Source organism: Paenarthrobacter nitroguajacolicus (genome assembly GCF_007786235.1).
In the GTDB taxonomy this organism is placed as follows: Bacteria; Actinomycetota; Actinomycetes; order Actinomycetales; family Micrococcaceae; genus Arthrobacter; species Arthrobacter nitroguajacolicus_A.
Genome location: NZ_VNFK01000002.1, coordinates 150,651 through 162,887 on the forward strand (window position 1 = coordinate 150,651; position 12,237 = coordinate 162,887).

General features: G+C 62.9%; 11 protein-coding genes. 9 read left to right on the top strand and 2 right to left on the bottom strand.

The features are described 5' to 3' along the window. Positions 1–124: 124 nt before the first annotated feature. From FQP90_RS02705 to FQP90_RS02725, 5 genes are all read left to right on the top strand, one after another. Positions 125–1,330, top strand: coding sequence for an inorganic phosphate transporter (locus tag FQP90_RS02705; protein ID WP_144648204.1), 1,206 nt, complete (start codon positions 125–127; stop codon positions 1,328–1,330). Then, positions 1,327–1,548, top strand: a complete 222-nt coding sequence (locus FQP90_RS02710) for a hypothetical protein (RefSeq protein WP_144648205.1) — start codon at positions 1,327–1,329, stop codon at positions 1,546–1,548. The genes FQP90_RS02705 and FQP90_RS02710 overlap by 4 nt, the downstream gene beginning before the upstream one ends. A 96-nt stretch (positions 1,549–1,644) precedes the next feature. Beyond that, the gene (locus tag FQP90_RS02715) at positions 1,645–2,643 is read left to right on the top strand and encodes a hypothetical protein (RefSeq protein ID WP_144648206.1); all 999 of its coding nucleotides are present in this window, start codon (positions 1,645–1,647) and stop codon (positions 2,641–2,643) included. Beyond that, complete coding sequence (locus FQP90_RS02720; protein ID WP_244296458.1) at positions 2,640–3,530, top strand: hypothetical protein; 891 nt, start codon at positions 2,640–2,642, stop codon at positions 3,528–3,530. Before FQP90_RS02715 ends, FQP90_RS02720 begins: the two co-directional genes overlap by 4 nt. Positions 3,531–3,543: 13 nt before the next feature. Continuing rightward, positions 3,544–4,095 carry a dihydrofolate reductase family protein gene (locus tag FQP90_RS02725; RefSeq protein WP_144648207.1) on the top strand — a complete coding sequence of 184 codons (552 nt, stop codon included), beginning with the start codon at positions 3,544–3,546 and terminating at the stop codon, positions 4,093–4,095. 28 nt (positions 4,096–4,123) lie between these two features. Here the strand turns inward: FQP90_RS02725 and FQP90_RS02730 are convergent, their stop codons facing one another. Then, positions 4,124–4,588 (bottom strand): hotdog fold thioesterase, encoded by a 465-nt coding sequence (locus FQP90_RS02730; protein WP_144648208.1) that lies wholly within the window; start codon positions 4,586–4,588, stop codon positions 4,124–4,126. 19 nt (positions 4,589–4,607) lie between these two features. On the opposite strand from FQP90_RS02730, the gene polA reads away from it, so the two are divergent. From polA to rpsA, 4 genes are all read left to right on the top strand, one after another. Continuing rightward, positions 4,608–7,391, top strand: a complete 2,784-nt coding sequence (gene polA / locus FQP90_RS02735) for a DNA polymerase I (protein ID WP_434371801.1) — start codon at positions 4,608–4,610, stop codon at positions 7,389–7,391. 84 nt (positions 7,392–7,475) lie between these two features. Then, entirely contained in the window at positions 7,476–8,789 is a 1,314-nt protein-coding gene (locus FQP90_RS02740) for a GNAT family N-acetyltransferase (RefSeq protein ID WP_144648210.1), read from the top strand. Positions 8,790–8,844: 55 nt separating this feature from the next. Next, positions 8,845–9,795: a polysaccharide deacetylase family protein gene (locus FQP90_RS02745; protein WP_144648211.1), complete on the top strand. Its 951-nt coding sequence runs from the start codon at positions 8,845–8,847 to the stop codon at positions 9,793–9,795. Between the two features lie 184 nt (positions 9,796–9,979). Further along, positions 9,980–11,455, top strand: a complete 1,476-nt coding sequence (gene rpsA, locus FQP90_RS02750; RefSeq protein WP_011774756.1) for a 30S ribosomal protein S1 — start codon at positions 9,980–9,982, stop codon at positions 11,453–11,455. An 87-nt stretch (positions 11,456–11,542) separates the two neighbouring features. On the opposite strand, the gene FQP90_RS02755 is transcribed toward rpsA, so the two are convergent. Further along, positions 11,543–12,232, bottom strand: a complete 690-nt coding sequence (locus FQP90_RS02755; protein ID WP_144648212.1) for an IMPACT family protein — start codon at positions 12,230–12,232, stop codon at positions 11,543–11,545. Positions 12,233–12,237 lie beyond the last annotated feature (5 nt).

A 12,237-nucleotide genomic window follows, 5' to 3' on the forward strand; every position in this document is an offset into this window, starting at 1 on the left:
TCAAGCCCGCCAGAGTGAATCCCGCAAGTCGAGTCAGTTGAACAATTGCTGAACTATGCTGTGGATGGCAGGTATGGGGAAGTGAAACTGCTGAACGTCGACGACTCTGCAGATTGGGCAACAGGTGGATATCACCTTCATGGTCGCGCTGGTAATAGCGTTGGCCCTATTCTTTGACTTCACCAACGGGTTTCACGACACAGCCAATGCGATGGCCACGCCTATCGCTACGGGGGCGATCAAGCCCAAGACGGCCGTCGCACTGGCCGCGGTGCTCAACCTCGTAGGTGCGTTCCTTTCCACGGAAGTGGCCAAGACCATCTCCGGTGGACTGATCCGGGAAGGTTCCGACGGCATCCACATCACGCCGGACATCATCTTTGCCGGCCTCATGGGGGCCGTGCTGTGGAACATGATCACCTGGCTCAAGGGACTGCCCTCCAGTTCCTCGCATGCCTTGTTCGGTGGCCTTATCGGCGCCGCAGTAGTCGGCATCGGCTTCCATTCCATCAACTTCGAGACCGTCCTGCAGAAAGTCATCCTGCCGGCGATCTTCGCGCCCCTCATTGCTGGCCTTGTGGCGTACATCTGTACACGCCTCGCCTACGCTCTGACGTCACGGCATGATCCCGAAACCGGCGACAAACTGACACAGAAGCGTGGCGGTTTCCGCACGGGGCAGATCTTCACCTCGAGCCTGGTGGCCCTGGCGCACGGCACCAACGATGCCCAGAAGACCATGGGCATCATCACCCTGGTCCTCATTGCAGGGGGCACCCAGGCGCCGGGCAGCGGCCCGCAGTTCTGGGTCATCGCGGCCTGTGCCTTTGCCATCGCCATTGGAACCTATGCCGGCGGATGGCGCATCATCCGCACCATGGGCTCCGGACTCACCGAAGTAAAGCCCGCACAGGGCTTCTCTGCTGAAACCAGCACCGCCTCGGCCATCCTGGCCTCGTCCCACTTGGGCTTTGCCCTGTCCACCACGCAGGTCGCCTCGGGCTCGGTCATCGGCTCCGGCCTCGGGCGCAAGGGAACGTCCGTCCGCTGGGGCACCGCCGGCAAGATTGCCTTGGGCTGGCTGTTTACACTCCCGGCCTCGGCAATTGTGGGCGCCCTCACCGCACTACTGGTGAGCATCGGCGTCGTAGGTGTTGTCATTGCAGCAGTGGTTGGCACAGCCGCGGTCCTGTTTATGTTCGTGGTTTCGCGCAGGTCCCACGTGGGCCACCACAACGCCGTCGAGGTCGAAGAAGCCGGCCATGCCGTGCGGTTCCGGAAGAAAAAGAAGTCTCGAAAGACCACCCAGAGCGAGGACGTGCAGCGATGAAATGGTTGGAATTGCTGCAGGTCGCCGGAGTGACCCTCCTGGCAGCCGTAACGCTGGTGGTCCTCTATTCCTTGGGTGTGCGGCTTACGGCCATCGCAGGTGACGCACGGCAAAAGTCGCCCGCCGTGGTGCGCTCCCTGGCCTACGTATGCTTCGCCTTCTGCGGCGCAGCCGTACTTTTCGGCATTTACCTGATTGTTCCGTACTTCGGAAAGTAGAAGTCTCTCTGGCAGTCAGATCCATTCGGGAGAATAATCAGCAGTGTAGTTATGCACATAACTGCGTGGTCGTGATCCGGCAGATGTGGGGCTGTCATGAAGTTCCAATCCCGAAGCCAGCTCATCGGACTGGCGCTGGTTCCGGTCCTGACGCTCGGCCTCTCCGCTTGCCTCCCACCTTCTTCCGACGGACTTTCTCCCAGCCCTGGCCCCGGATCGTCCACCACGGGAACGTCGGCGCGTCCGCAACCCACCGCCGTCGTACCGACGGCCGGCCAGCCCGCGGGTCCTGCAGGTCCTGGCGCGCCCCAGGCTGAGGCACCCGTAGTGCGCTGGGTTCCGGTGGGGCCGATCGGGCCCAACGACCCCACGTCGGGCCAGCGGTACCTCCTGCTGCAGCAGTTCCAGTGCGACGCCTTGTCCCAGAGCGTGGAGGGCGCCGATGACGCTGCCGTATGGGAGGCGGGCGCGGCCGTTTGCCGGGCGCTGCAAACGGGCAGTCAACAGGACTGGCAACGGGCGTCCATCGCTGTTGCCGCCACACCCAGGATTCCCCAAACTCAATGCCTTGAATTCAGGGTGGCCGCCACCGCAGCTTCGCTCGTGGCCCAACACCGCAGCAACCCAAGCGCCGCCTACCGGGTAGAGCCGGGACAGGGCGAGGCATGCCCGCGTCAGCTGCTGGGGCTGACGGTCGTCGACGAGGATTTGCGACCTGTTCCGGGAATGCCCCGGGCTTCCGGTCCCCGTACGGGCGGCACGATTGTTCGCCTGGATGGCTACTACGTGCGGGTGGGCGAGGTCCTGTTTGACGGCGTCCCCGCAGTCCCGGACATCGTTGGCGGGGGCGGCGACTACGAGACACTGTTCCTGCGTATGCCGCCGGCAGAAGGCAGGGAGACCATCCGGATCTCCATTACGGACACGGTGGACATCAGTGGGACTGTGACGTTCTTCTATGACGATTCCGGTGGGGCCGGCAGTTCACCAAGCCCATCGGAAACCGGGGGCAGCATCCCTTCCTCGGAGCCGCCGACCAGCAGCCCGGCGCCCACTGCTACGTCCAGTGGGACCTCCGCGACGGCTGCCCCGTGAGCGCTTCCCCCGAGCCTGATGAACAGAGCCTGATCAACGCCCGTTGGCAGAGGACCAAGGATGTGCTCTCCGTCGTCGGTCCGCCGTTGACTGTTGTTACGGCGCTTCTGGTGTACTTCGGCTGGGCCCGCACCGATGCCCAGGCAAAGGCCATGGGATTGGATGTGAGCCTCTTCGGGTACACGGTCCAGGACTTCATCCTCCGCAGTATCCAGTCCTTGTTCCAGCCGTTGGCCTGGCTGGTGGTGATCGGGCTGCTGTGGCTGATGCTTGACAGGGCCGTGTCACAGCTCCTCGAAGGCGGGCGGCATCGGGGTCTCATCCGCAGGACAGCGACAGTGGTGCTGGTTCTCGGTTTCGCCTACGCGGCCGTGATGTGGGTGGTGGTCGTGACGCAGCCGGAGCGGATTCTGCTGTATGCGCCCTTCCTCATCGCAGCGGGGCTCGTCGTAGGGGCCTGGGGCCTCAGTGTCCGACGCCGAGCTGTTTCGCCCGGCGATAAGCCGGTCCGGTCAAGGCCCCGCGCCCTTGAAACAGCGCTGGTGTTTGTCCTCGTCACGCTATTGCTGTTTTGGGGAACATCCGATTTTGCCCAGGCGCTGGGACGGGGAGCCGCCGTCGATTACCAGGAGAGATCCGGCCTGCTGCCCACGGCTGTTGTCTACAGCAAGGAGCGCCTGGCGGTCAGTGCCCCCAACGTCCATGAGGAGTCGACCGGCACCGAAGCGGCTCCGCTGTACCGCTACACGGGTCTCCGGCTATTGGTTGTCAGCGGCGGCAGGATTTTTTTGCTGAACGATGGGTGGAGCCTGGCCCAGGGGCGTGTGGTGGTCCTTCCGGACAACGGCACCGTCCGCGTGGAGTATGGGAACCCCACCGCCGACTGATTAGTCTGGGTCCATGGGGACTTTCCAATACTACGTAGCTTCCACCATTGACGGCTTCATCGCATCACCGGACGACGACCTTGGCTGGCTGTTGCAGTTCGACAAGGTGGATGGGGTCAGCCAGAGCATCGAATCCTTCATGGCCGAGGTCGGGTGCATCGCCATGGGCGGCGATACCTATCGGTGGCTCATGGAACACGAGCCTGGCAAGTGGCCCTATCCGGGTACGCCTTGCTGGGTCTTCACCCATCACGAATACTCCGCGCCGGCCGGCTCGGACATCACCTTTGTTCGGGGCGACGTCCGCGAGTTCGCGCCGGACCTGCTCAAGGACGCAGGAGACAAGAATGTCTGGCTGGTGGGCGGAGGCGACCTCGTGGCCCAATTCGCCAATGCGGGACTGCTCCACGAAATGATCGTCACCATCATCCCGGTGGTGTTGGGAGCCGGTAAGCGGCTTTTGCCGCTGGACGGCCCGACGGCGCCACTTGAGCTGGTCTCGTCCAAGATCCTGGGTGGGGCCGCCGCAGAGCTGCACTACCGGCTGCCGCAACGGCCACACTAGTCGCCCGGCGCCGGGACCTGCCGGGGACTCAGTGGCGGTTGTCCCGGATCATGTTGGTGATCCGGGCAGTTGAGAGCCGTCGGCCTTTCTCATCGGTGATGACGATTTCGTGCGTGGCCAGGGTTCCACCGAGGTGGATGGCGGTGCACGTGCCCGTCACGGTGCCGCTGGCAACCGAGCGGTGGTGCGTAGCGCCCACCTCGATGCCCACGGCGTGACGATCCTTCCCGGCGTGCAGCGAAGCAGCAAACGATCCCAGTGTCTCCGCGAGGACCACGTGTGCTCCGCCGTGCAGAATCCCTGCCACTTGGGTGTTCCCCTCCACCGGCATGGTGGCCACCATGCGCTCGGCACCCATCTCCGTAAAGCGGATCCCCATCTTCACCACAAGGTCACCGACGCCGTGCGCTGAGAGCCAATCGTGGAATTCTTCCGGCACACCTGCCTCGTTGAGCTGGTCGACAAACCGGTTCGGCGTGAAATTGTCCATCATGCCAACTAGGCTGGCACCTGTGAGTGAAACAACCAAACCGGACCAGGTTCCAACGGCCCAAGCTGCTGCCATCGCTACAGCACCCACCCCCTCTGCCACGGCATCCACCAGCACTACGGGGGAGGGTCGGCCCAGGCTGCTGGTCCTGGACGGCCACTCCATGGCGTTCCGGGCTTTCTACGCCCTTCCAGCCGAAAATTTCTCCACGGCCAGGGGCCAGTACACCAACGCCGTCCACGGCTTCACCTCCATGCTGATCAACCTGATCAAGGACCAGAAGCCCACTCATATCGCCGTGGCCTTCGACGTCTCTGACGACACCACATTCCGCAAAGCCGAATACAGCGAGTACAAGGGCGGCCGCAACGCGACCCCGGCGGAATTCGCAGGCCAGATCGGGCTGATTGCAAGGGTGATGGAGGCCTGGGGCATCAGGACCATCGCCATGCCCGGATACGAAGCGGACGACGTCCTGGCAACCCTGGCCGCACAGGCTGACGCTGCCGGTTTCGAGGTGTTGCTGGTCTCCGGCGACAGGGACGCTTTCCAGCTCATCAACGACAACGTCTTTGTGCTGTACCCCAAGCAGGGGGTCAGTAACATCCCCAAAATGGACGCCGCAGCCATTGAAGAGAAGTACTTCGTCAAACCCGGTTTGTACTCGGATCTCGCCGCCCTTGTTGGCGAAACCGCGGACAACTTGCCCGGAGTACCGGGCGTTGGCCCCAAGACCGCTGCAAAGTGGATCAACCTCTATGGCGGCCTGGAAGGAATCCTGGAAAACCTCGATGCCATCGGCGGCAAAGTGGGCGGAGCGCTCAAGGAAAACCTCGAGAACGTCAAGCGCAACCGCAGGCTCAACCAGCTGCTGACCGATCTGGACCTGCCAATCACGCTGGCGGACCTGCACGAGCCGCGTCCGGACCGCCAGGCGATCGAGGACCTCTTTGAAGAACTCGAATTCCGCACGCTCCGCACCCGGCTCTTCGACCTCTACGGCGACGACACCGCGGGAGCCGCGCCGGACACCATCGAGGCCCCTGAATTTTCCGTGCTCACTGACGCAGCCGGGCTCGAGGCATTCTTCGCCGCAGGTTCAGGTGTGCGTTCGGCATTGGCCGTCCAGCTCGTCCCGGGCCGGATCGGTGACGATGCCAGTGCCCTGGCTGTTGTCCGGAGCAACGGAGCGGCCTACATCGAGCTCGCAGGCTTGGACGCTGCGGCTGAAGCGGTCCTCGCGCGCTGGCTGCAGGACCCCGAGGAAGCCAAGGTCCTCCACGAGTTCAAATCGGCGCTCAAGGCCCTGCACAATCGGGGCCTGGGGCTCGAAGGCGTGGTGGATGACACGTCCATTTCCGGCTACTTGATCCAACCGGACCGCCGCAGCTATGACCTGGCCGAACTCGCACAGGTTCACCTGAAGATCTCACTGGCTGCCGCTGCAGCACAGTCGGGCCAGCTTGAGCTCGACCTTTCGGGTGATACTGATCAGGTTGCGGCTACATCGCTGGTCCAGCATGCCGCCGTCGTGCACGCCCTCAGCAAGCACTTCGAAACGGAACTAGCCGAAATCAAGGCTGACGCCCTGCTGACAACGTTGGAACTGCCGGTGGCACGCGTCCTGGCGCAGATGGAACTTACCGGTATTTTCGTTTCCACGGACCGCATGGACGAGCAACTCGCAGACCTCACCAAGGTGATCCAGAATGCCCAGGAACAAGCGTTTGCGGCAATCGGGCATGAAGTGAACCTTGGATCCCCCAAGCAACTGCAGACAGTCCTCTTCGAGGAACTTGGCCTGCCCAAGACCAAGAAGATCAAGTCCGGCTACACCACCGACGCGGCTTCCTTGAAGGGGCTGTTGGAAAAGACCGGTCACGAATTCCTGGTCCAGCTCATGGCGCACCGTGAGTCCTCCAAGCTGGCCCAGATGGTGGAGACCCTCAAGAAATCCGTGGCTGACGACGCCCGTATCCACACTACGTACGCGCAGAACATCGCAGCCACCGGCCGTATCTCGTCCAACAACCCCAATCTTCAGAACATCCCGGTCCGCAGCGAGGAGGGCCGGCGCGTCCGTGGAATCTTCGTGGTCAGTGAAGGCTACGAATGCCTCCTGTCCGCCGACTACTCACAGATCGAAATGCGCATCATGGCGCACCTTTCGGGAGATGAGGCCCTGATCCAGGCTTACCGCGACGGGGAGGACCTGCACCGCTTCGTTGGGTCGCGGATCTTCAACGTTGAACCAGCCGAGGTCACCAGCGCCATGCGCTCCAAGGTAAAGGCCATGTCCTATGGCTTGGCCTACGGCCTAACGTCTTTCGGCTTGTCCAAGCAGTTGGAAATCTCCGTGGATGAAGCGCGGACACTCATGAAGGACTACTTCGACCGCTTCGGGGGTGTACGTGATTACCTGCGGGGAGTTGTGGACCAAGCCAGGACCGACGGTTACACAGCCACCATCGAAGGCCGCCGCCGTTATCTCCCGGACCTGACCAGCACCAACCGACAAGCCCGAGAGGCAGCAGAGCGGATTGCGCTGAACTCACCCATCCAGGGCTCAGCAGCGGACCTCATCAAACGCGCCATGCTGGGAGTTTCTGCAGAGCTTGCAAGCCAGGGCCTGAAGTCCCGCATGCTGCTGCAGGTCCACGACGAACTCGTCCTGGAAGTTGCGCCCGGGGAACGCGAAGCAGTGGAGAAGCTGGTGATCGAACAGATGGGCTCGGCCGCCGAATTGTCAGTGCCCCTCGACGTCCAGATCGGCGTCGGGTCAAGCTGGTACGAGGCCGGACATTAGTCCAGGCACGGATTCAAAGGACCGCCGGAGGGCGCGCCGCCGAGATGGTGGCGCGCCCTCCGGCGTCTGGCTAGGCTCGAGGGCGTGGCTGATCCCAATGAACGAAACCTTGAAAAATACTCCGTCCAGCGTTTCCCTGCCGTAGCCGATTCCACCGCCGCAGATTACAACCGGTGCACCACATGGGTGCAGGCGGTGTCACACGGGTTCCACCAGCAACGGCGCGATGACGAATACCTGGCCAAGACGTTGAAGGCTTACCAAACAGATCAACGCGAGCTGACAGGTGTTTACGTCAACGGCGGCGTGCCCGACCATTCGCTGGCGGCCGACGTGCCCGTGGCTACGTACGCCACCATGCGCAAGGCCTTGAACGTTGGCTTTGGCCGCCAGCTGGAGTCGAATCTGGTCACGGCTGTGACCGTCCGTGGTACCCACCGCCGGAACGGAATCCTTCGCGGCATGATCACCGCAGATCTGGAAGCTGCCAAGGATGATGGACTGGCCATGGCGGCCCTCACGGCCTCCGAGGGTTCCATCTACGGCCGCTTCGGCTTCGGGGTGGCTACATTCGAGCGGAGCATCAAGGTTGATACCGGTCCACGCTTCCGCCTCAGGGGAGTGCCTGAAGGCACTGTGGAAGTCGCCGATCCCTCTGAGCTGTTGACGGTGGCGCCACAGGTATTTGAACGGGTCCAGCGGCTTTCACCCGGTTCCATTGACCGGCAGGAGTACTACCGCCTGGTGGCCTCCGGTTCCATAGGCCACGACGGCAAGCCGGACACCAGCGTCCGCTGCGCCCTGCACTACGACCTGTCCGGAACGTTGGATGGCTATGTTTCCTACCGTTTCAAGGGCTGGGACCACAAGCCATACACCATGGAAATCGTGGACCTCGTGGCCGCAACGAACGCAGGCTATCTTGACCTTTGGCGCTTCCTGGGCAGCATCGACCTTATTGACGAAGTGACCTGGGCTGAGGCCCCCGTGGACGACCCCCTCGTGTGGGCACTCGAGGATCCAAGGTGTATTGATGCCTCTGAGATCCGCGACATGCTGTGGCTCCGGATCCTGGATACCGCCGCCGCCCTGCAAGCACGCAGCTTCCCCGTTGCTGGAAAACTGGTGCTTGAGGTCACGGATTCCTTGGGTTTGGCCGGAGGCACCTGGGTTCTGGAGTCCGACGGCGGTGCTGCCGCCGTCGTCAATAACGCGTCGGGTGCGACGCCAGACCTCAGCATGGACGTTGCGGATCTCGCGTCCATCTACCTGGGTGCGGTGTCTCCGGTGACGTTGACCGCAGCCGGACGCATCCGGGAGATGACGCCGGGCGCTGCACTCAAGGCCCAGCAGTTCTTTACGGTGGAACGTTCCGCGCACTGCCTGACCCATTTCTAGACCACTCCACAACACCACAACCACAAACACATAGTCACAACCAGATAGGACATCCATGGGGGATTCCAAGCGGCGGCCATTGGCCGGCCGGCGATCAGTTCTGCTTGGAATGGCCGGCTTGATGTCGGCGGCCCTGGCGGCGTGCGCGGACAGCGGGCAGGGCAACCGGCCGGAGATGTCGGGGGAGCAATCGGGGGCACCGCGAACAGGCCCGGCAACCCCGCCGCCGTCCATTGCCGCCATATCCAGCGAACAGGCGGCCGCTGCCTTGGCTCCTGCCACTGCGTCCGCACCGCCTCCCGCGCCTGACAAGCAGCAGGTCCTCGCCGAGTTCGCAGGGAGGTATCCCAAGGAGTGGGGGCTCCACATTACGGGCGTTGTGAACAGGTCAACATCCCACAAAGTGGCGCTGACCTTTGATGCCTGCGGCGGTCCGGGCGGGACAGGCTGCGATCACAGGCTCCTCCAGACCCTTCGGAAGCTCAGCGTCCCGGCCACCTTGTTCATCAACAGCCGGTGGATCCAGGCCAACCCGTCCCTCTCGGTGGAGCTGGCCGCCGACCCGCTGTTCGAACTGGCCAACCATGGAACCGCGCACCTCCCGTTGTCGGTCTCCGGGAAGTCCGCCTACGGGATCGCAGGGACAGCCAATGCGGCCGCGGCGTACGACGAACTCATGGGCAACCAGGCCATCATGCAGCAACTGACAGGAACGCCTCCGCGCTTCTTCCGGCCCGGGACTGCGTTCTACGACGACGTCGCAGTGGAGATGACGCGGAGGCTTGGCATGTTGCCGGTCAACTTTTCGGTCAACGGCGACGGCGGCGCCACCTATCCGGCGGCCACGGTCGCCACCGAAGTGGGGCGGGCGGGAGCTGGCGACATCGTGATTTCACACTTCAACAGGCCGGCATCCGGAACCGCGGAAGGCTATGCGCTGGCCCTGCCACGACTCTTGGACCTCGGGGTGCCGTTCGGACGTCTAGGCGACATCCTGGCGCCGTAACACTCCTTTTGACCCTGCTTTGCCAATGCGACTAGAATAAACGGGCGTGTACTACGTGCATGCATCCATTTTGTACTAATCCACAAATCAGGATGACCCGGCGATTTGCCGTGTTCTGCCGTCCGGACCCGGGCGGCAGCGGTTTGCCTGACCGACTATCTATCCACAACGGAGCCCCTACTACATGACCATCACCTCCACCGAGAAGCCCGGTACCCCCGTAGTCGCCATTAACGACATCGGTACCGCTGAGGACTTCCTCGCAGCTGTCGACGCCACCATCAAGTACTTCAACGACGGAGACCTCGTCGAAGGTACCGTCGTCAAGGTCGACCGCGACGAAGTTCTGCTCGACATCGGTTACAAGACCGAAGGTGTCATCCCTTCCCGCGAGCTTTCCATCAAGCACGATGTTGATCCCGGTGACGTCGTCGCCGTTGGCGATCAGGTCGAAGCTTTGGTTCTCACCAAGGAAGACAAAGAAGGCCGTCTGATCCTCTCCAAGAAGCGTGCTCAGTACGAGCGCGCCTGGGGCGACATCGAGAAGGTCAAGGAAGAAGACGGCGTCGTTACCGGTACCGTCATCGAGGTTGTCAAGGGTGGCCTCATCCTGGACATCGGCCTGCGCGGCTTCCTGCCCGCATCGCTCGTGGAGATGCGTCGTGTCCGCGACCTCGCTCCGTACATCGGTCAGCAGATCGAAGCCAAGATCATCGAGCTGGACAAGAACCGCAACAACGTTGTGCTGTCCCGCCGTGCATGGCTCGAGCAGACCCAGTCCGAGGTTCGCTCCACGTTCCTCAACAAGCTGGAAAAGGGCCAGGTTCGTCCGGGCGTTGTTTCCTCCATCGTCAACTTCGGTGCCTTCGTGGACCTGGGCGGCGTAGACGGCCTCGTTCACGTTTCCGAGCTGTCTTGGAAGCACATCGACCACCCGTCCGAGGTTGTCGAGGTTGGCCAGGAAGTCACCGTCGAGGTCCTCGAGGTGGATCTGGACCGCGAGCGTGTCTCCCTGTCGCTCAAGGCTACGCAGGAAGATCCGTGGCAGACCTTCGCCCGCACCCACGCCCTCGGCCAGGTTGTTCCGGGTAAGGTCACCAAGCTGGTTCCGTTCGGTGCGTTCGTTCGCGTCGAAGACGGCATCGAAGGCCTCGTTCACATCTCCGAGCTGGCTGTCCGCCACGTTGAGCTCGCCGAGCAGGTTGTCTCCGTTGGCGACGAACTGTTCGTCAAGGTCATCGACATCGACCTCGAGCGTCGCCGTATCTCCCTCTCCCTCAAGCAGGCTAACGAGGGCGTTGACGCTGACAGCACCGAGTTCGATCCCGCTCTGTACGGCATGGCCGCTGAGTACGACGAAGAGGGCAACTACAAGTACCCTGAGGGCTTCGACCCCGAGTCGAACGAATGGCTCGAAGGCTACGAGACGCAGCGCGCCGCTTGGGAGCAGCAGTACGCTGACGCCCAGACCCGCTGGGAAGCCCACAAGAAGCAGGTTGCCCAGCACGCTGCCGACGACGCTGCAGCTGCAACGTCCGGTGAGAGCGATTCCGGCACCACGAGCTACTCCTCGGAGCCGGCTGCTGCTGAGTCCAACGCCGGCACCCTGGCGTCCGACGAAGCACTCGCCGCACTGCGTGAGAAGCTGACCGGCAACTAATTCCGCCGCCCTCACGGGATGTGCTGAATAGCCAAAGAAGGACCCCTGCCTCCGGGCGGGGGTCCTTCTGCGTTGTAACGCATGCTGTCAGCTGGAGACGTCGATCCACTCGGTTCTTTCGGGGCGCAACTCCGCATTGCCGGCGGTCAACGAAGCTACCCGTGCCCGGGCTTCGGCGATGGCTTCCGGCTGGTCCCGCAGCGCCACGCGCAGAATGGCGTGCCGGGCCTCATATGCAGTCTCCGCCATGACGTATCCGGCACCCCGCAGTTCATTTTCCAGGCGGCCGGCGTCGGCGTGGGGGACCTCAACAGCGCACAGCCGCAGGCGGCGCCTGTGGACCAACGGTGCCAGGTTCAAGGCAGTGGAGACCGATTCGGAGTAGGCGCGTACCAGCCCGCCGGCGCCCAGGAGGATCCCACCGAAGTAGCGGACGACGACGGCACTGACGTCGCTGAGGTCGGTCGCCCCAGGCGCTGTTTCGCGTTTGATGAGGGCTTCCAGCATGGGGATGCCCGCCGTGCCGGACGGTTCGCCGTCATCACTGGAGCGTTGGATCATGCGGTCCGGTCCTATGACGAACGCCGAGCAATGGTGGCGGGCATCGTGGAATTCACGTCGCAGGTCAGCCACCAGGGAACGAGCGGTTTCTTCGTCCGGTGAGCGCCGGAGAACGGTAATGAAACGGGACCGGCGGATTTCCAGTTCGTGGCGAAAGTCAGGACCTGCCGTCAGCGTCGTGTAGTTGGTCGCACGGCTGTCTTCCTCAAATTCCACCGCTT